Origin of the sequence: Streptomyces mayonensis (assembly GCF_018982965.1) — a bacterium.
GTDB classification, from domain to species: Bacteria; Actinomycetota; Actinomycetes; order Streptomycetales; family Streptomycetaceae; genus Streptomyces; species Streptomyces mayonensis.
The window spans coordinates 18,242-41,327 of record NZ_JACBYP010000027.1; the positions used below are offsets into that span (position 1 = coordinate 18,242).

Consider the following 23,086-nt stretch of genomic DNA (forward strand, 5'->3'; position numbering starts at 1 on the left):
GCCGGCGACCGCGAACGGGGCGGCACGGCCGGCCGTGCCGCAGCCCGACGGCCCGCCGGGACATAGACTCTGGCAGCGCGCAGGAGGCAGGGAGGTCTCGGTGGCACGGCCCAGGATCAAGGACGTCGCACGTCACGCGGGCGTGTCGGAGAAGACGGTGTCCAATGTCATCAACGACTACGCCCATGTCTCCGACCGCACGCGGACGCTGGTGCGCGCGTCCATCGAGCAGCTCGGGTACCGGGTCAACCTGGCCGGCCGGCACTTGCGCAAGGGCCGAACCGGCATCATCGCGCTGGTCGTTCCGGAACTGGACATACCGTACTTCGCGGAGCTGGCCCGGCATGTGATCCGGGAGGCCGAGAAGTGCTCCCTGACCGTGCTGATCCACCAGTCGGGGGCGGACCGCGCCCATGAGCTGGCCGCGCTGGCCGGGTTCGGCTCGACCTTCGTGGACGGGATCATCCTCAGTCCGCTCGCCCTGACCGCGGACGACCTGCGCGACCGCGACGGCTTCCCGCCGACCGTGCTCCTCGGTGAGCTGCTCGAGGAGGGCGCCGACCACGTGGCCATCGACAACGAGCGTGCCGCGTACGAGGCGACCCGCCACCTGATCGGCCTGGGACGGCGCACCGTCCTCGCCGTCGGCGGTGTCGACGCCCCGGGTCTCGGCACGGCGGAGGCCCGCACCCGGGGCTACCGTGCCGCGCTGGCGGAGGCGGGACTCGCCCCCGGCCCGGCCGCCCTGGTGCCGGTCGACTCCTTCCGGATGCCCGCCGGCGCCCTCGCCGTGGCGCGGGTGCTGCGGGACGGCACGCGGTTCGACGCGCTGCTGTGCCTCAACGACCAGTTGGCGCTGGGGGCGTTGCGCACGCTGTACGAGCACGGGGTCCGGGTGCCCGGGGACGTCGCCGTCATCGGCTTCGACGACGTGGAGGGCGGGCGGTTCAGTGTGCCGACGCTGAGCACGGTGGCGCCGGACAAGGCGGCGGTGGCGAAGGTCGCCGTGCAGCTGCTGCGGCGCCGCATCGAGGAGGCGACGGACCCGGACGCCACCCGCAACGGCACGGAGGCGGGGGCGCATTCCACCCAGGACCGCATCGTGGCGCACCGGCTCGTCCTGAGGGAGAGCACGCAGGGCCGCGGCGAGCACTGACGGGCCGCCCGACCGGGCGGGTCGGTTCCTGCGGGCCGGGCCGGGCCGGCCCGGCCCGCAGGTACGCGTCCCCTCCGTGGTGCTTTCGATCGATCCCGGGGTGCCTTGGCCGACTTCGTGGCACCTTGGCCGGCTCCGTGGCGCCTCAGCCGACTCCGTGGTGCCTTCGCCGACTCCTTCGGCACCTTCGCCGACTCCGTGGCGCCTTCGCCGACTCCGTGGTGCCTTCGTCACTCCATGGCGCGTTCACGACTCCATGACCTTTCGTCGGCCTCGTGGTGCTTTCGCAGACAGGATGACCGGCCGTCGGAGCAGGCCTGCTCCAGGCCTCGGGCAGGGGTGCGCCATTGGACTGCCCCTGGAGCCAAAAATGGTATTCCATTTGCCACAGACCCCTTGACGGTGCGGTTTGGCGAAAACTACGTTCTGTTCACCGGAAAGCCACTTTCGCTTTGTGGAACTCTCCAACTCCCCCGCACCTGATCCCAGGAGTCCCGTATGACTGCCCTGGAAGACCGCTGCTCCCCCGGGCGGACCGGCGAGAACGCCACCAGCCCCGGCCTCTACACCTACGACCTGGCCCCGACCAAGCGCGACGGGCGCCGCTGGGGCGCGTACAACGTCTTCACGCTCTGGGCCAACGACGTGCACAGCCTGGGCAATTACGCCTTCGCCATCGGGCTGTTCGCGCTGGGGCTCAACGTGTGGGGCATCCTCGCCGCCTTCGCGCTGGCCTCGGTCCTGCTCTTCCTCCTGCTCACCCTGTCCGGATTCATGGGCCACAAGACGGGCGTGCCGTTCCCGGTCATGAGCCGCATCGCCTTCGGCATCAGGGGAGCCAAGATTCCGGCGGCCGTCCGGGGCGCCGTGGCGATCGCCTGGTTTGGTATCCAGACCTATCTGGCGTCCGCCGTGCTGAGTGCTCTCCTGGTGGCCATGTTCCCGTCGCTGGCCTCCCTTGACGCGAACTCCCTGCTCGGCCAGTCGACGCTCGGCTGGATCACGTTCATGGTGCTGTGGGCCCTGCAGGTGCTGATCGTCAGCTACGGCATGCAGATGATCCGCCGGTACATGGCCTTCGCGGCGCCCACCACCCTGATCACGATGTGCGCCCTGGCCGTGTGGATGTTCGTCCGGGCCGACGGCTCGGTCTCCGTCTCCGTCGGCGATCCGCTGACCGGCGGCGCCATGTGGCTGCAGGTGCTCCAGGCGGCGGCCCTGTGGGTGGTGATCTACGGGACGTTCGTACTGAACTTCTGCGACTTCACCCGGTCCGCGCGCAGCCGCGCCTCCATCGTCCGGGGCAACGTGATCGGCATCCCGGTCAACATGCTGTTCTTCGCGGGCATCGTGGCGGTCCTCAGCGGCGCCCAGTTCAGCCTCGACGGGCACGTCATCACCAGTCCGACCGACATCGTCAGGACCATCCCCAACATGTTCCTGCTCGCCGTGGCCTCCCTCTGTCTGATCGCCCTCACGGTGGCGGTGAACCTCCTGGCCAACTTCGTGGCGCCGATCTACGCCCTGGTCGACCTGTTCCCGCACCGCCTCGACTTCCGCCGCGCCGGTCTGGTCAGCGCGGTGCTCGGCCTGGTGATCACGCCCTGGAACCTCTACAACAGCCCGGTCGTCGTCAACTACTTCCTCGGCGGACTCGGCGCCCTGCTCGGCCCGCTGTTCGGCGTGATCATGGCGGACTACTGGCTGCTGCGCAGGTCCCGGGTGAACGTGCCGGCCCTCTACACCGAGGAGGCGGGCGCCGAGTACCACTACCGCCGGGGCTACAACCCGCGGGCGGTCGCCGCCTTCGTGCCCGCCGCCGCGATCGCCGTCGTCGTCGCCCTGGTCCCGTTCTTCCACGCCGCGGCGGGCTTCTCCTGGTTCATCGGCGCGATCGTCGCCGCCGTGCTGTACGCCGCCGTCGCCGACCGCGCCGCACCGGTCCGCGACGTGGACGGCGAGGCCATCGCCGTCGCGGCGGAGTAGCCCCGCGCCGCGACCACGCCCCCGTCGCGCGCCACGTCACCCCGAGCCCCCGAGCAGAAGGCCGACCCACGCATGCGCATCCTCGTGGTCAACGTCAACACCACGCAGTCCATCACCGACGCCATCGGCCGGCAGGCGGCCGGTGCCGCCGCCCAGGGCACCGAGATCGTCCCGCTCACACCGGCCTTCGGGGCCGAGTCGGTCGAGGGCAACTACGAGAGCTACCTGGCCGCCGTCGCCGTGATGGAGGCGGTCCGGGCCCACCCGGGGCCGTTCGACGCGGTGATCCAGGCCGGTTACGGCGAGCACGGCCGCGAAGGCCTCCAGGAGCTGCTGGACGTCCCCGTCGTGGACATCACCGAGGCCGCCGCGAGCACCGCCCAGTTCCTGGGGCGCCGGTACTCCGTCGTCACCACCCTCGACCGTACCGTCCCGCTGATCGAGCAACGCCTGGCGGTGGCCGGGCTGAGCGACCGGTGCGCCTCGGTGCGCGCCAGCGGGCTGGCCGTGCTCGAACTGGAGCGGGACGAGCGGGCCGCCGTGGACGCCATCACCGAACAGGCCGCCCGTGCCGTGGAGGAGGACCGGGCGGAGGTGATCTGCCTGGGCTGCGGGGGCATGGCCGGTCTCGCCGAACGCGTGGTGGAACGCACCGGCGTCCCCGTGGTCGACGGCGTCGCCGCGGCGGTGACGGTCGCCGAGTCCCTGGTCCGGCTCGGGCTGTCCACGTCCAAGGTCCGCACGTACGCGCGTCCGCGCCCCAAGCGGATCGTCAACTGGCCGCCGCGGACGGGCTGACCCGTCCCCGCCTCCTGCCGCCCCGGCCGCAGACCCGCCCCGGGGTATTCTGACGGGCCGCCCGACCGCCGCCCCCGCCCGGCGCGGTCGGCGTACCGGGTACGGGAAGAGCGACGAGGGACGGCGATGGCTGCGTCAGAGGGCTTCACGCCCGAGTCCGAGCGGGTCACGCGGCGGTTGCGCGACGAGATCATCGACGGCGTGCGGGGGCCGGGCAGCCGCCTGGTCGAAAGGGAGTTGGCCGAGTCGCTCGGGGTGAGCCGCCTCCCCGTCCGCGAGGCGCTCAGGATCCTGGTGTCGGAGGGGCTCGTGACGCCGAGGCCGCGGACCTGGGCGGTGGTGCGGGAGTTCACCACGAGCGACATCGCCGACCTCGACGAGGTCCGCTCCGGGCTGGAGACGCTGGGGTTCCGGCTCGCGGCCCAGCGGCACACGCGCGAGGGCCTCGACCGGCTGCGCGCGACGGTGGACACCGAACTCGACGCCGCCCGCGCGGGTGACGCGGTACGGGCCCGCAGGGCGGCGGCCGACTTCCACCAGACGGTCATCTCGCTGGCCGCCAACGAGTTGCTCAGCGAACTCGAACGCGTCCTGCGCAGCCGGCTGCGCTGGCTCCTGGGCCAGCACGACGACCTGCTGGCCGTCGCGCTGGAGCACGACGCCCTGTGCCGGGCCATCGCGGCGCGCGACGTGGAGCGCGTCCAGGAACTCGTCCTGCACCACCTGTCGACCAGCCGCAGCGCGGCCCTGGGCCACCACGCGCAGGAACGCGCGACCCGCGAAGAACGGGAGCGGTCCCGGTCGGACCGGTCCTAGCGAGAACGGTCGCCACCGGACCGGTCCTGGAGGGAGCGGTCCCGGTCGGTCCGGTTCTGGGGGGAGCGGTCCTGTTGGGAACGGTCGCCGCGAGGGCGGTCCCGGTGGGAGCGGTCCCGGCCAGGGCCCCGCTCGCCCGTCGTGAAACGGGACGGCGGAAGGCCGAAGGTGCGGGTGAAGGCGGCGGTGAACGCGGCGGGCGTCGCGTACCCGAGGCGGCCGGCGACCTCGCCGACCGGCGCGGTGCGCAGCAGCGGCACCGCAGCGAGCAGGCGTGCGCGGGCCCGCCACACGGCGGGGCTGTCGCCGGTCTGCGTGCGGAAGAGCCGGGTGAAGGCCCGTTCGCTCATCGCCGCCCGCGCGGCCCAGTCGGCGTTGGTGACGCCGGCGTCCGGGGCCGCCAGGTACTCCCGGCAGAGCGAGGAGAGCACGGCTGAGGCGGGGATCGCCACGTGGAACGGGAGCGGGGCCCGCGCCGCGATCTCGTGCAGGAGGAGGTCGGCGATGCTGCCCGCCCGCCCCGACAGGCTGTAGTCGGCCTCGAACTCGACTGCGGCCAGGAGCAGTTCACGCAGCAGCGGCGGCACGTCCACGACCTTGCACGTGCGGGGCCACCAGGGCACGGCGGCCGGCTCGACGTAGAGGCTGCGGGTGCTCACGCCCAGCATGCGCACCCGGTGCCGGGTGGCGGCGGGGACCAGGACGGCGCGCTCGGGCGGAACGGTCCAGGTGCCGTCGGCGGTGTCGACGACCATGACGCCGGTGGCGCCGTACAGGAACTGCGCGCGCCGGTGTTCGTGCCAGTCCAGGAGGTGGCCCGGCGGGTAGTCGGTGCCGATCGGCAGGACGGCCCGGTCCACGTGGTCGACGTCGGCCAGGGGAACGTTCTTCACCCGGGCCACCCTACGGCCGTCCTGGCCGAGTCTCGAAGGAAAGGTGCCGGGCATCGAATGCGGGCGGCTGCCGGGCGCTGGTGAGGTGGTCCTCATGGACCTTGTGGCACTGCTCGGCATCGGGCTGCTCACCGGCGCGACGACCGTGCTGTTCGGATTCGGCGGCGGCTTCGTCGCCGTCCCGGTCGTGGTGTGGGCGGACGCCGCCCTGGGCACGGACGCGATCCGCGTGGCCACGGCCACCTCGGCCGTGGTGATGGTGGTGAACGCCGCCTTCGCGACGGCCGTCACGCCGCGGCGGGTGCTGGGCGCCCTGCGCGGCGGCGGCCCGCTGCTCGCCCTGCTCGGCGCCGGTGCCGCGGCCGGGGCGCTCGCCGCTCGCCACGCCCCGGCGGGGCTGATCCGCTGGGCGTTCGTCGGCTACGTCGCCCTCACCGTCGTGGACCTGCTGCTGCGTCCCGGTTTCCTGCGCCCGCACGCCCCGGCCGCGCCTGCGGGCCCGACGGCAGGGCCGGGGCCCGAGCCGGAACCGGTCGCGCGGGCACCGCGCCCGCTCCCGGCGCTCGTCGGCGCACCCGTCGGCGCGGTGGCGGCCTTCCTCGGTGTCGGCGGCAGCGTCATGACCGTGCCGGCGATGCGGCGCTCCGGGCACACCATGCAGGTGGCGACCGCGCTGGCCAATCCACTGACCCTGGCCGTCGCGCTCCCGGCCGCCGTCGTCTTCCTGGGCGGCACCGGGGGCCCCGCCGGAGCCCCCGCGCACCCGGACCTGGTGGGCCTGGTGGACCTCCGGGCGGCCGCGGCCCTCCTGCTGGGCGCCCTGCCGGTGATCGCGGTGCTGCGCCGCCGCCCGCCCCGCATCCCCGACCGCGTCCACGCCTGGACGTACGTGGCGCTGCTCGGTGCGGTGACCGTGGCGATGCTGCCCTGACGCCGGCGGGGCGTGCCCGGGGCGGCCGCCCGGCGAGGGCCCGCACCGGTACGTCCCGGCCCCTCACCCGTCCGGCACGTCGGCCACGCTTCGCTGGACGTGGAAACGTCGGCCACGCTTCGTTGGACGTGGAAACGTCGGTCACGCTTCGTGGACGTAGAACCGGAAACCGGGGGCATACGGGAGCCCGAAGGGGCTTTTCCTTTCCTCCTCCGTATTCCGCCCTCCGCACGCCCCCTGCTCCGCCGCCGACGACGGGAGTCCTCCGTGACGCCGAGCCTGCGCCTCGCCCGCGCCTTCCGTGCCGCCGCCCTTCTCCTCGTCGCCGTCTCCGGATACGCGGCCACGCACAGCCTCTGGCTGGCCCTCCCCGGCCTGTACACGGCCGGCGTACTGGCCTGGTGTGCCGCGAGGGAGCAGGCGGAGCACCGGCGCAGGACCGTACGGGCGCGGCGTGCCGAGTGGCTGGCCCGGCCCTGCCCGGACGGGCCGCCCGGGGCCTGGCCGCAGCCGTGCTGCGCGTTCTGGCGCAACTCCGGCGGTGCCGTGCACGGACCCGACTGCACCCGCCCCGCAGCCGCCCGCGTGACCGTGCCCCGGTACGAGGACTGCTGCGAGCGCTGGTGGACCTCGCTGGGCACCCGGCACGACGCCTCCTGCCGCCGCCGGACGGACACCGCGGGCCGGGACCGGGCCCGCCCGGCGCCGCAGTAGGGCTTCGGCGGGCCGTCAGCAACGGGCGGTGGGGTCCTGCGCGCGGCCGGGACCGCGGAAGACGGCCAGCCGCAGGACGACGAAGCGTACGACGGTCACGGCGACCGAGGTGCAGGCGAGGACCACGGTCTCGGCGGCGGGCGAGGCCCCGGGCCGTGCGTGTGCGAACCACAGCACCGCGCCGGACGTGACCAGGTAGCCGAGCAGGAAGAGGCCGCCGGCGCCCAGGTGCGCGCGGGCCGGACGGGTCGCGGCCCGACGGAACGTCAGCCGGCGGTTCGCCTCGGTGTTGAGGACCGTCAGCACCAGCAGGGAGACCAGGTTGGCCGCGGCCGGGGGCCACCACAGACGCAGCGCCCAGTACAGCAGCGCCTGCCCCGCGGTCGACACGACGCCGATCGCGACGAACCAGCCGACCTGCCGCGACCACACCGTGCGTCCCCACCCAACTGCCCGTTCGGCGACTTCTGTCGGCGCAGCCTATCCCCCTCATCAGGTCCTTTGCCTTTTCTTTGCCGTTAGGGAACCCTGTGGTGGCCGGGCGCGTTCAACCTGGTGGCCGCCGAGGACCCGAGGGGAGTCGCGGCCGCACCGGGGCCGCACGCCCGACAGTCGAAGGCACGACGACCGACCGCACAACAGCCCGACGCACAACAACAGAAGCCGAGGTGGCACGAGTGGCGATGTGGGACAAGATCAAGGACCAGGCCAAGACCTTCCAGCAGTCCCAGGGCACTCGGGGAGCGGGCGGATCCGGCCCGGGCGCGCAGGGCAGCGGCCGGCCGGGATCGTCCGGCGGCTCCCGGACGCAGCTGCTCGGGATGTTCAAGTCCCAGCTCGCCTCGGCGAAGAACGAGCTCAAGAGCGGCGCCTACCGGGACGCCAGCATGGCCATGTGCGCACTGGTCGCCGCGGCCGACGGACATGTGGACCCGGCGGAGCGCACGCGGGTGGAGGAGCTGATCGTCTCCAACGAGGTGCTGCAGAACTTCCCCGCGGACCAGCTCCGTCAGCGGTTCAACCAGCACGTCGACCGGCTGCTCGCCGACTTCGCGCAGGGCCGGAGCGAGGCCCTGCAGGTGATCGCCAAGGCGTCGAAGAAGCCCGAGGAGGCCCGCGCCGTCGTCCAGACCGGCATGGTCGTCGCCGGCGCGGACGGGGCCTTCGAGCCGTCCGAGCAGCAGGCGATCCGCGAGGCCTGCAGCGCACTCGGCGTCCCGCCCTCGGAGTTCGGCGTCTGACCGGGGCGAGGACCCGCCGGGGGCGGCCCGCCCGCCACACTCGACGTGGCGGCGCGGACCGCCCCCGCCGCACTGCGCGCCCCGCCCCGTGAGGGCACCGGGACACACCGGGCGGGGCCGGGGCGTCGGCTCAGGGCGCGATCCCCACGCCCGGGATCCTGCCCCACGCCCGCTCCTGTGCGGCGGTCATGGCGGGCCAGGCGAGGCCGCCCGGACGGGGCTGCACCCGCGAGGCGTACGGCGCGGGGCGGAAGCCGGGGTCGTAGAAGCAGCCGTCGCCGTACGTCGCGTCGAAGGCGGCGCAGGACGCCGCGATCGACTGCGGGCTCGGCCGGTGGCCCGTGCGGGCCCAGGCGTCCAGCGCGGAGAGGGAGTTGGCGTACTCGGAGTCGCTCAGCGAGCTGTGCTCGTTCTCCTTGGTGAACGTCTGGACGAGGTTCCCGCCCCGGCCGGCGCCCCGGAGGGTGGCGCGGTAGGCCGACTCGTGCTCCACGAAGGCCGTCGGGTCGTCGACGGCGTGCATCGTGAGGACGGGGAGGGAGACCCTGCCGGTGAGGTCGCTGTCGTAGGACAGGTCACGGCGCGCCGTCGGGTCGGCGGAGAAGCGTTCGACGCCCGCGTTGAGCGCCTTGTCGTCGTGCGAACCGCTGTAGCGCACGCCCCGGTTGCTCCACGGGTTCCGCCCGTCGAGCCGGTTGGTCACGATGTCCCGGAACGTGAAGGTGGCGAACCGCAGGTGTGACTCCAGGGTGCGCTCGGGGATGCCCGTGACGGCGAGGATGTCGTCGAGGTTGCGCTGCTGCACCTCGCTCCGGTCCGCCGGTTCGGACGCGAAGCCCGTGCACTCCTGGAGGCGGGCGCGCAGCCCGGCGGTCGTCATCGTGGATCCGGCCCGCAGCCCCTGCCACAGGGGGTACTGCTGCTCGGTCGGACGCGGGTGGTTGTGGCAGTAGTACTGGTAGACCACCCGCAGGTCCACGCGGTAGTCGTAGCCGCGCGAACCGCCGCCGAGGACGCCGTTGGTGAGCAGCACCCCGTCGTAGGCGCCGGGCCGCCTCCCGTAGGTCTCGGCCGCCTTGGCCGCGACGTTGCCTCCCCAGGACTGGCCGTGCAGGTAGGTGCGCTCCGGGCGGCCGAACCGGTCGGTGAACAGGCGCCGTACGTTCTCGGTGTCGGCGGCCGCCATCCGGGCCCCGTAGCCGCCGCGCCGGTAGGAGGAGGCGGCCCACGCGTACCCCTCGTCGACCATCACCGCCCAGCGTTCCAGGTCCTCGGTGCTGCGGGCCGGGTCGGAGGTGTCGCCGAGGTCGGGGCCGCCGTGGGCGTGCACGACGAGGGAGCCGTTCCAGTGGTGGGGCACGGCCATCGTGTAGTGGGCCCCGTTCTCGTCCCGGCCGGTGTAGCAGGTGGCCTTCTCGGCGAGGGCGGGCGGGCAGTCGGCGGCCGCCGCTTGCCCGGCCGCCGGTTCTTCGGCCGCCCGTGCGGGGGCGGCGGAGACGTTGCCGAGGGTGCCGAGGAACACGGCCGCCAGTGCGGCGGCCACCAGCGCCGGGCGGCTTCTGCGGCGCACCGCCCTTGTGACAGGCGTGGGAGCGTGGGGTGTGATCAAGGTGCGGCTCCTGTGACGTGCTGCGTGAGGGCGCGGAAAATCGCCCTGCGAGCCGGGATGTTAGGAACCGCCCGGTGCCGTGACCAGCCCTTGGATCATTGCGTTCATAGTGTTCCCCCGCTCCGGCGACGGCCCGCAGGGCACGGCCGTCGGGCGCGCGCCCGGCCTCCGTGCGCTCCGGCCGCCCGGGTCTCAGCTGTCGTAGTCCACGGTCAGCTGCTCGGAGACCGGGTAGGACTGACAGGTCAGGACGTAGCCGGCGTCGACCTCGGCCGCCTCCAGCGCGTAGTTGCGGCGCATCTCGGCCTGGCCGTCGGTGACCAGGGCGCGGCAGGTGCCGCACACGCCGCCCTTGCAGGCGAAGGGCAGGTCGGGCCGGGTCTGCTGGGCGCCGTCGAGGATGCTCCGCTCCCGGGACAGGGACGCGGTGGTGGAGCGGCCGTCCAGGGTGACGGTGACCTCGCTGACGGGTCCCCGCGGGCCGCTCTCCTCGTGGTGGACCTCGCGCACGGGCTCGTCGTCGGCGAAGAAGAGTTCCCGGTGGACGCGGTCCGCCGGAACACCGAGGCCGGCCAGGACCTGCTGAGCGTCCGCGACCATGCCCTGCGGTCCGCACAGCCACCAGTGGTCGGCGGCCGCCGCGTCCACCAGGGAGGCGACCAGCGCCGCCAGCCGCTCCGCGTCCAGGCGCCCGGAGAGCACCTCGGCCTCGCGCGGTTCGCGGGACAGGACGTGGGCGAGGTGGAAGCGGGTGGGGTACAGGTCCTTCAGGTCGGCCAGTTCGTCGGCGAACATCACCGTGCCGGTGCGGCGGTTGCCGTAGAAGAGGGTGACGGTCGAGCGGGTGTCGGCGGCGAGCACCGACTCCGCAATGGACACCATCGGTGTGATGCCCGAACCGGCCGCGACCAGCACGTGGTGGCCCGGCACCGTCAGGTCGGGCGTGAAGAGACCGGTGGGTGTCATCACCTCGACGGTGTCGCCCGGGCGCACCTCCTCGACCAGCCACGCGGAGAACAGACCGCCCGGCACCACCCGCACCCCGATGCGCGGCTGCGAACCGGCGGCCGCGCAGATCGAGTAGGAGCGGCGCTCGTCCCGGCCGTCGACCTCGCGCCGCAGGGTGAGCGACTGACCGGGCGCGAAGGCGAACTCCCCGGCCAGCTCGTCCGGGACCTCGAAGCTCACGGCGGCGGCGTCCGCGCACAGCCGCTCGACGGACGCGACGCGCAGCCGGTGGAAGACGGGCCGGCGGCGGGTGCGCACGGGGGCCGCCGGGACGGGGGCGGTTGGGGCCATCAGATCTCCTTGACGTACTCGAACGGCTCGCGGCAGGAGCGGCAGCGCCACAGGGCCTTGCAGGAGGTGGCGGCGAAGCGCGAGGTCTCCTCGGTGTCCCGGGAGCCGCAGCGGGGGCAGGGCACCGCGGGCCGGGTGGGCGACAGCACCAGCGGGACCGGCCCGCGGGGTGCGCGGCCGGGCGGGGCGATGCCGTGCTCGATGAGCTTGCGGCGGCCGGACCCGGTGATCCAGTCGCTGGTCCAGGGCGGGTCCAGGACCGTGCGGATCTCCACGCGCGCGTATCCCGCCGCGCGCAGCCGCGCGGCGACGTCCGCCCGCATCTCCGCCATGGCGGGGCACCCCGAGTAGGTGGGGGTCAGGCTCGCGACCACGGTGCCGTCCGCCCGTACCTCGACGTCGCGCAGGACACCGAGGTCGGCGAGGGTCAGCATGGGCAGCTCGGGGTCCGGCACCCGCTCGGCGACGCGCCGGGCGCGGCGGGCGTCCAGGAGCGCGGGACCGCCGGTCACCATGTCGCCCCCGGGTGGGCGCGGGCGACGCCCTGCAACTCGGTGAGCAGCGGCGCCAGGTGCTCGGTGTGCTCGCCCGCGCGCCCGCGACCGGGCAGCGGGCGGTGGACCGGCAGGGTCAGTCCGGCGGCGCCGGTGACCTGGCGCAGGTCGTCGGCGACCTCGTCCCGTACGTCGTGGGCCGCGTGCAGTTCACCGAGGTACGGGGCGACCTGCTCCAGCGCCGCCCGCATCCGGCGGTGCGACTCGTCCGTGCCGTCGCCCAGGCGTACGCACCACTGGGCGGCGTACTGCCGGTGGTACGTCAGCTCCTTGACGCCCTTGGCCGCGACCGCCGCGAGGACGGGGTCCGGGTGGCCCGTCAGCCGCCGGAAGTGCGCCAGGCGCCAGCTGGAGAGCACCAGCAGCCGTACGACGGTGAACGCGAAGTCGCCGCCGGGCAGTTCGGCCAGGGTCACGTTGCGGAAGTCGGCAGGGTCTCGGAAGTAGGCGTAGGCGTCCTCGTCCCGGCCGGTGCCGTCCACCTGGCCGGCGCGGGTGTAGAGCAGGCGGGCCTGGCCGAGCAGGTCGAGGCCGATGTTGGCCAGCGCCACCTCCTCCTCCAGCTCGGGAGCGCGGGTGATCCACTCGGCGAGCCGCTGGGCCCCTACCAGGGCGTCGTCGGCCAGCGCCACGCACTGGGCGGCCAGTTCACCGGCGTCGACACCCTCGGGCACGGCGGTGTCGACGCCGTGCAGCGGGTCCTCGAAACCGGTGCCGTAGGCCCAGCGGGTGTCGTCCTCGTGTCCCTCGGCCAGGGTGAGGTAGACGTGGTCGTCGCTCATGCCCTGCTCCTAGATGTGGGGGACGTCGTCGGGGATGTCGTAGAAGGTCGGGTGGCGGTAGACCTTGTCGGCGCTCGGGGCGAAGAAGGGGTCCTTCTCGTCCCGGGTGGAGGCGGCGATGTGTTCGGAGCGCACCACCCAGATGCTCACGCCCTCGTTGCGCCGGGTGTAGAGGTCGCGGGCGTGGGTGAGGGCCATGGCGTCGTCGGCGGCGTGCAGCGAGCCGACGTGGACGTGGTTGAGGCCGCGCTTGCCGCGTACGAACACCTCGTACAGCGGCCAGCCCTGCCTCCCCGGCTGTTCGGGGGTCACGCCACCGCTCCCTTCTCCGCGCGGGCGGCCTGCCTGGCGGCGTGGGCGGTGGCCGCCTCGCGCACCCAGGCGCCCTCCTCGTGGGCGGTGCGCCGCCGCTGGACGCGCTGCGCGTTGCACGGCCCTTCGCCCTTGATGACCCGCGTCAGCTCGTCCCAGTCGGGGGTGCCGAAGTCGTGGTGGCCCGTCTCCTCGTTCCAGCGCAGCTCGGGGTCGGGCAGGGTGACGCCGAGCTTCTCGGCCTGCGGGACGGTCATGTCGACGAAGCGCCTGCGCAGTTCGTCGTTGCTGTGCCGCTTGATCTTCCAGGCCATCGACCGTGCCGAGTTGGGCGAGGCGTCGTCGGGCGGGCCGAACATCATCAGGGACGGCCACCACCAGCGGTCCACGGCGTCCTGGACCATCCCGCGCTGGGCCGGGGTGCCGCGCATCATCGTCATCAGCAGTTCGTAGCCCTGCCGCTGGTGGAAGGACTCCTCCTTGCAGATGCGCACCATCGCGCGCGCGTAAGGCCCGTAGGAGCTGCGGCACAGCGGCACCTGGTTGCAGATCGCGGCGCCGTCCACGAACCAGCCGATCACGCCGATGTCGGCGAAGCTCAGGGTCGGGTAGTTGAAGATCGAGGAGTACTTCTGGCGGCCCTCGATCAGCCGCTCGGTGAGGTCGTCGCGGTCCGCGCCGAGCGTCTCCGCCGCCGAGTAGAGGTACAGCCCGTGTCCCGCCTCGTCCTGGACCTTGGCGAACAGGATCGCCTTGCGGCGCAGTGACGGGGCACGGGTGATCCACTCGCCCTCGGGCTGCATGCCGATGATCTCCGAGTGCGCGTGCTGGGCGATCTGCCGGACCAGCGTCCTGCGGTAGCCGTCGGGCATCCAGTCGCGCGGTTCGACGCGCTGGTCGCGCGCGATCGTCGTGTCGAAGTGCTCCTGGAGTCCGTCCGGCCCGTCCGGGGGCGGCGTCTCGGCGGCGTGCTTCGTGGTCATCGTCACCAGCTTCCCAACCGACCATTCGTTCGGTATCAGTGTGACTGCTTTCCGGACGCCGGGCAAGACCCCGGGGCCCCGCCGTCACCACTCTTGACAGCGCGAGCGGGCGACTGGATTACTGGGCCAGGGCCGCAGGCGAACCGAATGGTCGGTCGGGATATCGGTCGGGACATGGGGTGATCGGAGACGTGTCGGAGGTCACTGAGCAGACGCCCGCGGAGGCGATGTTCGCCGCGGACCGGGCCTCACGCGGGCTCGGCATCGAGTTGGTGGAGCACGGCGAGGGGGCCGCCGCCGTCCGGATGACCGTGACCCCGGCGATGGTGAACGGCCGCCGGATCGCCCACGGCGGCTTCCTGTTCCTGCTGGCCGACACCGCCTTCGCCTGCGCGTGCAACACCCACGGACCCGTGACCGTGGCGGCCGGCGCCGACATCGTCTTCGTCGCCCCGGCCCGGGAGGGCGACGTGCTCGTGGCCCGCGCCGAGGAGCGCGCCCGCTACGGGCGCAGCGGGATCTACGACGTGAGCGTGCGGCGCGGCGACGAGGTGATCGCGGAGTTCCGCGGCCGCAGCCGCACCGTGCGGGACGGCGGGGCCGGCCACCGCGCGCGGGACGACGAGAACACCCACCGCGCGCGGGAGGGCACGGCGTGCGAGACGCCGGGCACGACGACGAAGGAGTCGCGATGAGCAGCGAGCCGACGACCGGGGCGGCCCCGGCACCCCGCCGGGGCGAGCCCCTCCCCCACGATCTGCTCGACGACGCCGAGCGGCTCTCCCGCGAGGAGCTCCAGGAGCTTCAGCTCGACCGGCTGCGCGCGACCCTGCGGCACGCCTACGACAACGTGGAGCTGTACCGCAAGAAGTTCGACGCCGCCGGGGTCGGGCCCGACGACTGCCGCAGCCTGGCGGACCTGGCGAGGTTCCCCTTCACCACCAAGGCCGACCTGCGGGAGACCTACCCGTTCGGGATGTTCGCCGTCCCGATGGCCGACGTGCGGCGCGTGCACGCCTCCAGCGGCACCACCGGCCGCGCCACCGTGGTCGGGTACACGGAGAACGACCTCTCCGTGTGGGCGGACGTCGTCGCCCGTTCGATCCGGGCCGCGGGCGGCCGGCCCGGCCACAAGGTGCACATCTCCTACGGCTACGGCCTGTTCACCGGCGGCCTCGGCGCACACTACGGCGCCGAACGCGCCGGCTGCACGGTGATCCCCGCCTCCGGCGGGATGACGGCGCGCCAGGTGCAGATCATCCAGGACTTCCGGCCCGAGATCATCATGGTCACGCCCTCCTACCTGCTCACGCTGCTCGACGAGTTCGAACGGCAGGGCATCGACCCGCGCACCACTTCGCTGAAGGCCGGCATCTTCGGCGCGGAGCCGTGGACCGAGGAGATGCGGCGCGAGATCGAGGAGCGGATGGGCATCCACGCCGTCGACATCTACGGGCTGTCGGAGGTGATCGGCCCGGGCGTTGCGCAGGAGTGCGTGGAGACCAAGGACGGACTGCACGTGTGGGAGGACCACTTCTACCCCGAGGTGGTGGACCCGCTCACGGACGCCGTGCTGCCCGAGGGCGAGGAGGGGGAGATCGTCTTCACCTCCCTGACCAAGGAGGCGCTCCCCGTCGTCCGCTACCGCACACGCGACCTGTCGCGGCTGCTGCCCGGCACCGCCCGGCCCGCCTTCCGGCGGATGAGCAAGGTCACCGGCCGCTGCGACGACATGATCATCCTGCGCGGGGTGAACGTCTTCCCCACCCAGATCGAGGAGATCGTGCTGCGCACGCCCGGCGTGGCCCCGCACTTCCAGATCCGGCTCACTGCCCGCGGCCGCATGGACCACATGACCGTACGCGTCGAGGCCCGCCCCGACGCCGGCCCCGAGCAGCGCGAGGCCGCCGCGCGGGCGATCGGGCAGGGCGTCAAGGACGGGGTGGGCGTGAGCGTGGAGGTGGAGATCGTGGACCCGGAGACCCTGGAGCGCTCCCTGGGCAAGCTGCACCGGGTCAAGGACCTCCGCGACGCCTGACACGAGGCGTGACGCGTGACGCGACGCGTGGCCCGACGCGCGAAACGTGAGGACGGACACGTCTGTTCGGTGGTCGGCCCGGTGTGCGAGTCGGTGCGGATGGGCAGGAAGTCCATGATCGGGGGAGGGTGAGCATTCTGGGGGGACATCCCGTGCGCGTGTGTGTGATCGGTGCAGGTCTGTCGGGACTGGCGGTGGCGCACGCCCTCAAACAGCGCGGCATCCCCTTCGTCTGCCTGGAGAAGGCGCCGGACGTGGGCGGCATCTGGCGGCAGCCGGGGGCCGGCGAGCGGGGGCCGGGCTATCGGTCGCTGCACCTCAACACCGCCAAGCAGCTGACCGGGTACGCCGACTTCCCGATGCCGTCCTCGTATCCGCTCTACCCCCGGCACAGCCAGTTCGCCGCCTATCTGCGCTCCTTCGCCGAGTGGGCCGGTCTGCTCGGCCACGTCGAACTGCGCACCGAGGCCGTCTCCGTGCGCCGGGACGCGGACCGCGGGTGGACGGTCGTCAGCCGGGACGCGGACGGCACGGAGGAGGAACGCCGGTTCGAGCAGGTGGTCGTCGCCTCCGGTCATCACACCGACCCGGCCCTGCCCGATCCCCTGCCGACCGGCGCCGACTCCTTCACCGGAACGATTCTGCACTCGCTCGACTACCACGACGGCAGGGACTTCGACGGCCGGCGCGTCGTCGTGGTGGGCCTCGGCGCGTCGGCGGTGGACATCGCCGCGGACCTCTCCCGGCACGCCGAGCAGACGGTGCTGTCGGTGCGGCGCGGGCTGCACATCGTGCCCAAGCAGCTCTTCGGGATGTCGGTCGACGAGATCGCCGAGGCGCCCTGGTGGACCGAGATGTCCTTCGCCGAGCAGCGCCGGTGGGTGGAGCAGGCCCTGCTCGTCGCCCGCGGCAGACTCGGGGACTACGGCCTGCCCGAGCCGGACCACCCGGTGTTCTCGTCCGCGACGACCCTCTCGGACGAGATCCTCAGCCGGATCCGGCACGGTGCCGTGACCCCGAAGCCCGCGATCGGCTCCTTCGACGGCGACCGGGTCGTCTTCACCGACGGCACCTCCGTGGCCGCGGACGCCGTCGTCTACTGCACCGGCTTCCGCATGACGTTCCCCTTCCTGCCGCCGGGCTGCCCGCTGGCGGCGGACGGCTCGGTCGAGCTGTACCGGCGGGTCGTCCCGGCCGGCCTGCCGGGCCTGTACTTCGTCGGACTGGTCCGCCCCGTGGGCTCCATCACCCGGCTGGTGGAGGCCCAGGCCCAGTGGGTGGCCCGGCTGGTCGACGGCGACGCGGACCTGCCGTCGGCCGGGGAGATGCGCGAGGAGATCGGCAGGTACCTCACCGGCATCGCCCAGCGCTACGGCCGCACGCCCGGCGCCTCGATCCAGGTCGACGTGGGCCCGTACCTGGCTCAGTTCCGGGAGTCGCTGCCCGTGTAGGCCCCGGACGCACACCCCGCGGCAGGGCTTCCGGCGGCGTCCGCCGGGAGCCCTGCCGTGTCCGAACGGTCCGCTCAGCCCACCGGCACGATCGTGGGAGCGCTCCCCGGCACTGCGGGCCTGACCGCGTACGCCTCCGCGGAGAGGTACGCGGTCACCCGTGGCGGACGGTCCCGCTGGTGGGCCAGCGCCAGGTAGGCGAGGAGTCCCACGCCGTCCTCGGGGCGCCGCCGCGTGACGGCGGCCAGCGCGCGGACGAGCACCGAGGGGTCCGTGCCGTGGTGCCGCAGCACGCTCGCCGCCCGGGCCAGGGCCTCACCGTCGTGCCGGGCGTAGTCCCGTACGGGGATGTGCAGGGTGAAGCCGCTCGGCCGGGCGGCGGCGGGGTCGGTGAAGGAGTGGCAGGACAGACCGGGCCGTCTGTCCAGACCGGTCGTGTCGGGGCCGGACGCGACCGCGGCGCGGAAGAACCCCTCGATCGCGGCGGGCCCCGGCCCTTGGTCCATCCGGGAGAGCCGGCCCGCCCGGCCGGCGGTGAGGTGGTCGTGCCGCACGTAGACCTTCACCCGGGGCTGCGCCCACTCCCCCAGGTCGAGGGCGAGGAACGGAAATCCGGCTCCCTGGGGCAGGACGGCGAAGGCCCCCCGGTGGCCGAGCCGGTGCAGGGCCTCGCGCACCGTTGCGGCGGAACGTTCCGCCCCGTTCGCCGCCGGGTTCAGATAGACCTTGACGCCGGGTACGCCGCCGGGCCTGAGCTCCAGTGCGCACCACAGGGCCAGCGGCCCGTGCGGGTCCGGCGGCAGGAACAGGTCCTCGATCTCGTCGAGTGCGTCGGTGGCGAAGTCCCAGCGCCGCGCCATCTGCCGGACCGACTCGAGTCCGGCGCGTCCGTTGCGGGCCAGGCTGCCTGCGCCGCAGCCGGGTTCCAGGAGCACCCGCAGGGCGGGGGGCGCGTCGGACCGGAAGGAGAGGGAGTACTCGACGGGGGTGTGGTCGTCGGAGAGGAAGGTCCGGGTCGGCGGCGGCAGGCTCAGCGGCCGTTCGGCCACCGGCCCCAGCGAGTCGGTCAGCACCCGCACGTAGGCCGCGGTGTCCGTCCCGGACAGTCCGGCCACCGCCGCGAGTCTTCGCAACTGCCCGGCCGTGAGGTCCCCGAGCGTCGGTGTGCCCCGCGGGGCCGCGCCCGTCGGTGCGGCCGTCACCGTCCCCTCCCCGGTCGCACCCGCACAAAGCGATACCCGCCTGACGAGGCGGGTATCGGGGGTCTGAGCGGCGGGAAAGCGGCGTTCGTGGGTATGTGGTCCACGACACCTCCTTTTACTCGTAAGCAACTTGAATGCCGCGTTGCTCACTACCCCCGCCGTTCGAACTTCATGCGAATGGTGCGGGTTGGGGAGGTGTTGCGCAGATCACCGCGTGAGCCAGGTGAGGAACTGGCTCCACATGCCGCCGCGTTCGGCCGGGCGGGCCGGGGCGGCCGCCTTCTCCTGCTCGGCCGCCGGGGCCGGCCGGGCGTCGGCGGGCCGGGTGGCGCGGGCGGGGGTGAACCGGACCGGGAGCGTGGCCAGCGCCCGGTTGAAGGGGCCCGGGCGCCAGGCCAGGCTGTCCTCGGGAACGGCGAGTGCGACGTCGGGCAGTTCGTTGAGCAGGTGCTCGACGGCCGTGACGGTGATGTGCCGGGCCGGTTCCTTGGAGGGGCAGGCGTGCGGCCCCGCGCTCCAGGCCAGGTGGGCGCGGTTGCTGCCGGCCTGGCGCGAGGCCTTGAGGGCCGGTCCGGTGTTGGCCGCGGCGAAGCTCACCAGGACCAGGTCGCCCGCCTGGAGCTGGTGTCCGGCGAGTTCGGTGTCGGCGGCCGGGTAGTGCGGCGCGTAGTTCGACATCGGCGGGTTCTCCCACAGCGTGTCGTCGAGTGCCTCGTCGATCAGGCCGCCCTCGCGGGCGTACCGCTCGTGGGTGAGGAGCCGGTGCAGGGTGTTGCCGATGAGGTTGCGCAGGGGTTCGGCTCCCGCACCGAGCAGCAGCGCGAGCTGGTGGACCATCTCCTCGTCGTCGAGCGCCGCCTCGTGGCGCATCAGCCAGGAGGTGACGTCGTCACCGGGCTTGGCGCGCTTGAGGGCGACGAGTTCCCCGGCCGCCTGGAACAGCACCTCGGTGGCCTTCTCGGCGTTGACCCCGTCGAACATGCCGGAGATGCCGAACAGCACCCGGTCGCCGATGTCGGCGGGGCAGCCGAAGAGTTCGTTGAACACGAACAGCGGCAGCTGCTTGGCGTAGTCACCGAGCAGGTCGGCGGAGCCGCGTGCGGCGAACTGCGAGATGAGGTAGCGGGAGATCTGCTCGGTGCTCCGGCTCAGCCGCCGGGTGTCGACCCGCGCCATGCTGTCGGTGACCGCCTGGCGCAGTCGGAGGTGGTCGGCGCCGTCGGTGAACATGCAGTTGTGCCGGTAGGCGAGCAGGGGTGCGACGGGGCTGTCCGGGCTCACCTTGCCCTCGTTGAAGGCCCGCCAGCGGCGGGCGTCCTTGCGGAAGGTGCCGGAGTCCTGCAGCAGTTGGAGCGCCGCCGCGTAGTCCGTGACCAGCGTGGCCTCGACGCCGGGGGCCAGTTCGACGGGGGCCGCGGCCCCGTAGTGGCGCAGGTACTCGTAGTACGCCTGCGGATCGGCGGCGAACTCCGGCCCGTGCAGCGGCACCCGGGCACCGGATCCGTGGGCCGGGCAGCCGGGCGGCGGCACCGGCGCGGTGTCGTGGGCGTTCATGTCTGCTCCCAGCTCCTAGGCTCTGTCCAGCAGATGGCGGACGAGGGTGGTCAGTGCGGCGGCCGAGGACTGCTCGTCGCGGGCGTCGCAGGTGACGACGGGGGTGTCGTCGAGCAGGTCGAGCGCCTCGCGCAGCGCCCGTTCGTCCCGCAGCGGCGCGCCGTCGAAGTGGTTGACGGCGATGGCGTAGTCGAGTCCGTAGTGCTCGATGAGGTCGATCACCGGGAAGGAGTCCGCCAGCCGCTCGGGGTCGACCAGGACGAGGGCGCCGAGCGCGCCGCGGGCCATGTCCTCCCACATCTGGACGAACCGCTGCTGGCCGGGGGTGCCGAACAGGTACAGCACGATGCGGTCGCTGATGGTGAGGCGGCCGAAGTCCATGGCGACCGTGGTGGTGGTCTTGCCCTGGACCCCCTTGAGGTCGTCGACCGGCTCGGCGGCCTGCGTCATCGTCTCCTCGGTGCACAGCGGCTCGATCTCGGAGATGGAGCCGATGAGGGTGGTCTTGCCCACCGCGAAGTGCCCGACGACGAGGATCTTGACCGCGGTCTGGGTCGCTCCCTCGCGTACGTAGTCGCGCTCATCCAAACTTGGCGCGGAGCCCATTGAGCACCTCCTCCAGGATCTCCTTGTCCGCGAGGCGGGCGCGGGCCACCGGCGGACGGGTCGTCAGGTGCCCGCCCTCCATCAGTGACGCCAGCAGGATCCGCACCACGCCCAGCGGGAAGCGGGTGTGCCCGGCGATCTCCGCGACCGACAGGTAGCCGGCGGAGCAGAGGTCGAGCAGGCTCTGCTCCTCGGGGGAGAGCCGGGCGGGCCGCCGCGTCTCCTCGGCGGACGCGGTGACCAGGGTGATGAGCGAGAGGTCGTCCTCGTCGGGCAGTCCGCGGCCCTTGGTGATGACGTACGGCCGTACTAATTCGGGCGACTCGGGTGCCCAGCCGTCGTGGCCGGTCATGATCGGGCGCCGAGGTTCTCGCGCGGCGGTGTCGTCAGCCGCTTGCCCAGCTGGGCGACGAGTTGCTGCATGCGGAAGGTGATGTCGGCCATGTCGACCTCCGGGGAGGCGGAGACGCCGAGGTAGGCGCCCTCTCCCGCGGAGATCAGGAACACCCAGCCGCCGTCGAACTCGACCAGGGTCTGCCGCCAGTTCTGGCCGGGGTCCTCACAGAAGAAGGAGAGGGTTCGGCTGAGTGACTGCACACCGCTCATCGCGGCGGCGACCCGGTCGGCGTCGTCCTTGTCGAAGTCCTGCGTCCGGGCCATCAGCAGGCCGTCGGCGGATATCAGGACCGCGTGCAGGGCCCCGGGAATCTCCAGGGCGCTGTCGAGCATCCATGACAGATCGTCGTTCACGAGACCTCATGTCCTTCGCTGCTTGCACCGGATGTGCTGCTCGTCCGGTCGGCGTTCTCGGCGTTCTCCGGCTCGGCGCCCCGGCCGGACCGCGTTCCGCGCTGGAAGGCGCCCATGACCTGGGCCTGCTCGGAGTCGGAGCGGCCCGCCGGGCGCGGGGTGGAGGAGCTGCCGGGCACGATGGCCATCGGTCGCTTGCGGCGCCGCCGGGGCAGACCGTCGTCGGTGCGGGACGCGGCGGGCGCGGCCTCCGGTCCGCCGTCCGGTACCGGCCGGGCGGCGGGGCGGGCGGCCGGCGCGGGGGTCTTCTTCTCCGGCATGGCGGTGAGCATCTCGTGCGGCAGCAGGACCACCGCCCGTACACCTCCGTAGGGAGAGGAGGAGTCCACCGACACCTCGAAGCCGAAGCGTTCGCACAGCAGGCCGATGACGGCGAAGCCGAACTGCGGCGGGTTGCCGAGGCCCGCCACGCCCGAGGCGCGCTCGGTGGCGAGCAGCTTGTCGGCCCGGGCCCGCTCCTCGTCGCTCATGCCGACACCCGCGTCGTCCACGACCACGCAGATGCCCTTGGGCACGGTGCGGATGTTGATCTCGACGACGGTGTCCGGGCTGGAGTAGCTGGTGGCGTTGTCCAGCAGTTCGGCGAGGGCCAGCGCGACGGGTTCGACGGCGCGGCTGGTGATGCCGAAGTCGACCTGGGAGAGGATGTCCACCCGGCGGAAGTGCCGGATGCGTCCCTGCGCGCTGCGGACCACGTCGTACACCGAGGCGGTGTCGCGCCGGCCGCCCAGCCAGCCGTCGCACAGGACGGCGATGGACTGCGCACGGCGGCCGAACTGCGAGTTGGTGTGGTCGATCTCCAGCAGGTCCTGCAGCAGGGCCGAGTCCCCGTACTTGCTCTGCAGCCGGGAGAGCACCAGCTGCTGTTCGGCGGCGAGACCCTGGAGGGTCCGCATGGCCGACTTCAGGACGGTCTTGGTCTCGTCCTCGGCGCGCTCCTGCGCGGCCTGTACGGATTTCCCGTAATCGTTCTCCAGCTCGGTGTAGTGGTCCCGGAGCCCCTGTACCTGCTGCCGCAACGCCCGGGCCGCCCTGCGCTGGCGACCGACGAGCACGGCGGCGGCGACGAGGGCGACGAGCAGGACCCAGAGCAGTGGGTTTCCCGTGTATTCCGTCATAAGACTCTCTTCAGGCGACTGACGGCCGGTTTGCTGCGTTCCCGTCCACGCGGGCGGTCCGGCGGACCGCCCGCACCGGGGCGACGGCCCGGGCTGTCCCTGAAGTCGGGGATGCCGTCTTTCACCCATCCGCCCGCTCGCAAACGCGGTGATCGTATCACCGCATGATCAGGTGAATTTACGTCAAGAAGCGCCCATCACGGACCGGTTGAGACCGGCGACCGGACCGTCCG

At 73.0% G+C, this 23,086-nt stretch carries 24 protein-coding genes; 10 read left to right on the forward strand and 14 right to left on the reverse strand.

Translation table 11 applies throughout. The annotated features are described in order from the left end of the window. The first annotated feature begins 100 nt into the window (after window positions 1-100). The 4 genes from HZS56_RS13110 (at window position 101) to HZS56_RS13125 (ending at window position 4,756) form a co-directional block, all read left to right on the forward strand. A complete protein-coding gene (locus HZS56_RS13110) occupies window positions 101-1,156 on the forward strand; it encodes a LacI family DNA-binding transcriptional regulator (RefSeq protein ID WP_216720869.1) in 1,056 nt (351 codons plus the stop codon). Window positions 1,157-1,654: 498 nt separating this feature from the next. Continuing rightward, a complete protein-coding gene (locus HZS56_RS13115; RefSeq protein ID WP_216720870.1) occupies window positions 1,655-3,142 on the forward strand; it encodes an NCS1 family nucleobase:cation symporter-1 in 1,488 nt (495 codons plus the stop codon). Window positions 3,143-3,214: 72 nt separating this feature from the next. Beyond that, complete coding sequence (locus HZS56_RS13120) at window positions 3,215-3,940, forward strand: aspartate/glutamate racemase family protein (RefSeq protein ID WP_216720871.1); 726 nt, start codon at window positions 3,215-3,217, stop codon at window positions 3,938-3,940. Window positions 3,941-4,066: 126 nt separating this feature from the next. Further along, window positions 4,067-4,756 carry a GntR family transcriptional regulator gene (locus HZS56_RS13125; protein ID WP_216720872.1) on the forward strand — a complete coding sequence of 230 codons (690 nt, stop codon included), beginning with the start codon at window positions 4,067-4,069 and terminating at the stop codon, window positions 4,754-4,756. On the opposite strand, the gene HZS56_RS13130 is transcribed toward HZS56_RS13125, so the two are convergent. Then, complete coding sequence (locus HZS56_RS13130) at window positions 4,753-5,649, reverse strand: AraC family transcriptional regulator (RefSeq protein WP_216720873.1); 897 nt, start codon at window positions 5,647-5,649, stop codon at window positions 4,753-4,755. The genes HZS56_RS13125 and HZS56_RS13130 overlap by 4 nt on opposite strands. Before the next feature lie 94 nt (window positions 5,650-5,743). On the opposite strand from HZS56_RS13130, the gene HZS56_RS13135 reads away from it, so the two are divergent. Further along, the gene (locus HZS56_RS13135; RefSeq protein WP_216720874.1) at window positions 5,744-6,580 is read left to right on the forward strand and encodes a sulfite exporter TauE/SafE family protein; all 837 of its coding nucleotides are present in this window, start codon (window positions 5,744-5,746) and stop codon (window positions 6,578-6,580) included. A gap of 267 nt (window positions 6,581-6,847) precedes the next feature. Continuing rightward, entirely contained in the window at window positions 6,848-7,294 is a 447-nt protein-coding gene (locus tag HZS56_RS13140) for a hypothetical protein (protein ID WP_216720875.1), read from the forward strand. Window positions 7,295-7,309: 15 nt separating this feature from the next. Here the strand turns inward: HZS56_RS13140 and HZS56_RS13145 are convergent, their stop codons facing one another. Next, complete coding sequence (locus HZS56_RS13145) at window positions 7,310-7,726, reverse strand: GtrA family protein (RefSeq protein WP_216720876.1); 417 nt, start codon at window positions 7,724-7,726, stop codon at window positions 7,310-7,312. A gap of 245 nt (window positions 7,727-7,971) precedes the next feature. On the opposite strand from HZS56_RS13145, the gene HZS56_RS13150 reads away from it, so the two are divergent. Further along, window positions 7,972-8,535 carry a tellurite resistance TerB family protein gene (locus HZS56_RS13150; protein ID WP_216720926.1) on the forward strand — a complete coding sequence of 188 codons (564 nt, stop codon included), beginning with the start codon at window positions 7,972-7,974 and terminating at the stop codon, window positions 8,533-8,535. A gap of 130 nt (window positions 8,536-8,665) precedes the next feature. On the opposite strand, the gene HZS56_RS13155 is transcribed toward HZS56_RS13150, so the two are convergent. From HZS56_RS13155 to paaA, 6 genes are all read right to left on the reverse strand, one after another. Continuing rightward, complete coding sequence (locus tag HZS56_RS13155) at window positions 8,666-10,144, reverse strand: alpha/beta hydrolase family protein (protein WP_216720877.1); 1,479 nt, start codon at window positions 10,142-10,144, stop codon at window positions 8,666-8,668. A 192-nt stretch (window positions 10,145-10,336) separates the two neighbouring features. Continuing rightward, complete coding sequence (gene paaE / locus HZS56_RS13160) at window positions 10,337-11,443, reverse strand: 1,2-phenylacetyl-CoA epoxidase subunit PaaE (RefSeq protein WP_216720878.1); 1,107 nt, start codon at window positions 11,441-11,443, stop codon at window positions 10,337-10,339. Next, the gene (gene paaD, locus HZS56_RS13165) at window positions 11,443-11,958 is read right to left on the reverse strand and encodes a 1,2-phenylacetyl-CoA epoxidase subunit PaaD (protein ID WP_216720879.1); all 516 of its coding nucleotides are present in this window, start codon (window positions 11,956-11,958) and stop codon (window positions 11,443-11,445) included. Before paaD ends, paaE begins: the two co-directional genes overlap by 1 nt. Then, window positions 11,952-12,779: a 1,2-phenylacetyl-CoA epoxidase subunit PaaC gene (paaC, locus tag HZS56_RS13170; RefSeq protein ID WP_216720880.1), complete on the reverse strand. Its 828-nt coding sequence runs from the start codon at window positions 12,777-12,779 to the stop codon at window positions 11,952-11,954. Before paaC ends, paaD begins: the two co-directional genes overlap by 7 nt. A 9-nt stretch (window positions 12,780-12,788) precedes the next feature. After that, window positions 12,789-13,091 carry a 1,2-phenylacetyl-CoA epoxidase subunit PaaB gene (paaB, locus tag HZS56_RS13175; RefSeq protein WP_216720881.1) on the reverse strand — a complete coding sequence of 101 codons (303 nt, stop codon included), beginning with the start codon at window positions 13,089-13,091 and terminating at the stop codon, window positions 12,789-12,791. Continuing rightward, complete coding sequence (paaA, locus tag HZS56_RS13180) at window positions 13,088-14,074, reverse strand: 1,2-phenylacetyl-CoA epoxidase subunit PaaA (protein ID WP_216720882.1); 987 nt, start codon at window positions 14,072-14,074, stop codon at window positions 13,088-13,090. Before paaA ends, paaB begins: the two co-directional genes overlap by 4 nt. 227 nt (window positions 14,075-14,301) lie before the next feature. On the opposite strand from paaA, the gene paaI reads away from it, so the two are divergent. The 3 genes from paaI (at window position 14,302) to HZS56_RS13195 (ending at window position 17,563) form a co-directional block, all read left to right on the forward strand. Beyond that, on the forward strand, window positions 14,302-14,769 hold the full coding sequence (paaI, locus tag HZS56_RS13185; protein ID WP_253914186.1) for a hydroxyphenylacetyl-CoA thioesterase PaaI: 468 nt from the start codon (window positions 14,302-14,304) through the stop codon (window positions 14,767-14,769). Beyond that, complete coding sequence (paaK, locus tag HZS56_RS13190; RefSeq protein WP_216720884.1) at window positions 14,766-16,112, forward strand: phenylacetate--CoA ligase PaaK; 1,347 nt, start codon at window positions 14,766-14,768, stop codon at window positions 16,110-16,112. Before paaI ends, paaK begins: the two co-directional genes overlap by 4 nt. Before the next feature lie 152 nt (window positions 16,113-16,264). Beyond that, window positions 16,265-17,563, forward strand: a complete 1,299-nt coding sequence (locus HZS56_RS13195) for a flavin-containing monooxygenase (RefSeq protein WP_216720927.1) — start codon at window positions 16,265-16,267, stop codon at window positions 17,561-17,563. 74 nt (window positions 17,564-17,637) lie between these two features. On the opposite strand, the gene HZS56_RS13200 is transcribed toward HZS56_RS13195, so the two are convergent. From HZS56_RS13200 to HZS56_RS13225, 6 genes are all read right to left on the reverse strand, one after another. After that, complete coding sequence (locus tag HZS56_RS13200; RefSeq protein WP_216720885.1) at window positions 17,638-18,765, reverse strand: tryptophan dimethylallyltransferase family protein; 1,128 nt, start codon at window positions 18,763-18,765, stop codon at window positions 17,638-17,640. A gap of 207 nt (window positions 18,766-18,972) precedes the next feature. After that, the gene (locus HZS56_RS13205) at window positions 18,973-20,319 is read right to left on the reverse strand and encodes a cytochrome P450 (protein WP_216720886.1); all 1,347 of its coding nucleotides are present in this window, start codon (window positions 20,317-20,319) and stop codon (window positions 18,973-18,975) included. Between the two features lie 15 nt (window positions 20,320-20,334). Next, window positions 20,335-20,925 carry a GTP-binding protein gene (locus tag HZS56_RS13210; protein WP_216720887.1) on the reverse strand — a complete coding sequence of 197 codons (591 nt, stop codon included), beginning with the start codon at window positions 20,923-20,925 and terminating at the stop codon, window positions 20,335-20,337. Continuing rightward, window positions 20,900-21,277, reverse strand: a complete 378-nt coding sequence (locus tag HZS56_RS13215) for a DUF742 domain-containing protein (protein WP_216720888.1) — start codon at window positions 21,275-21,277, stop codon at window positions 20,900-20,902. The genes HZS56_RS13210 and HZS56_RS13215 overlap by 26 nt, the downstream gene beginning before the upstream one ends. Further along, entirely contained in the window at window positions 21,274-21,675 is a 402-nt protein-coding gene (locus tag HZS56_RS13220; RefSeq protein ID WP_031032694.1) for a roadblock/LC7 domain-containing protein, read from the reverse strand. The genes HZS56_RS13215 and HZS56_RS13220 overlap by 4 nt, the downstream gene beginning before the upstream one ends. Then, window positions 21,672-22,853 (reverse strand): sensor histidine kinase, encoded by a 1,182-nt coding sequence (locus tag HZS56_RS13225; protein WP_216720889.1) that lies wholly within the window; start codon window positions 22,851-22,853, stop codon window positions 21,672-21,674. Before HZS56_RS13225 ends, HZS56_RS13220 begins: the two co-directional genes overlap by 4 nt. Window positions 22,854-23,086: the final 233 nt, after the last annotated feature.

Excerpts from the sequence above, each read along its gene's own strand:
- HZS56_RS13115 (WP_216720870.1), top strand. The coding sequence starts at position 1,655 with ATGACTGCCCTGGAAGACCGCTGCTCCCCCGGGCGGACCGGCGAGAAC.
- HZS56_RS13120 (WP_216720871.1), top strand. The coding sequence starts at position 3,215 with ATGCGCATCCTCGTGGTCAACGTCAACACCACGCAGTCCATCACCGAC.
- HZS56_RS13125 (WP_216720872.1), top strand. The coding sequence starts at position 4,067 with ATGGCTGCGTCAGAGGGCTTCACGCCCGAGTCCGAGCGGGTCACGCGG.
- HZS56_RS13135 (WP_216720874.1), top strand. The coding sequence starts at position 5,744 with ATGGACCTTGTGGCACTGCTCGGCATCGGGCTGCTCACCGGCGCGACG.
- paaE (WP_216720878.1), bottom strand. The coding sequence starts at position 11,443 with ATGGCCCCAACCGCCCCCGTCCCGGCGGCCCCCGTGCGCACCCGCCGC.
- paaD (WP_216720879.1), bottom strand. The coding sequence starts at position 11,958 with ATGGTGACCGGCGGTCCCGCGCTCCTGGACGCCCGCCGCGCCCGGCGC.
- paaC (WP_216720880.1), bottom strand. The coding sequence starts at position 12,779 with ATGAGCGACGACCACGTCTACCTCACCCTGGCCGAGGGACACGAGGAC.
- paaA (WP_216720882.1), bottom strand. The coding sequence starts at position 14,074 with ATGACCACGAAGCACGCCGCCGAGACGCCGCCCCCGGACGGGCCGGAC.
- paaI (WP_253914186.1), top strand. The coding sequence starts at position 14,302 with ATGTTCGCCGCGGACCGGGCCTCACGCGGGCTCGGCATCGAGTTGGTG.
- paaK (WP_216720884.1), top strand. The coding sequence starts at position 14,766 with ATGAGCAGCGAGCCGACGACCGGGGCGGCCCCGGCACCCCGCCGGGGC.
- HZS56_RS13205 (WP_216720886.1), bottom strand. The coding sequence starts at position 20,319 with ATGAACGCCCACGACACCGCGCCGGTGCCGCCGCCCGGCTGCCCGGCC.
- HZS56_RS13210 (WP_216720887.1), bottom strand. The coding sequence starts at position 20,925 with ATGGGCTCCGCGCCAAGTTTGGATGAGCGCGACTACGTACGCGAGGGA.
- HZS56_RS13215 (WP_216720888.1), bottom strand. The coding sequence starts at position 21,277 with ATGACCGGCCACGACGGCTGGGCACCCGAGTCGCCCGAATTAGTACGG.
- HZS56_RS13225 (WP_216720889.1), bottom strand. The coding sequence starts at position 22,853 with ATGACGGAATACACGGGAAACCCACTGCTCTGGGTCCTGCTCGTCGCC.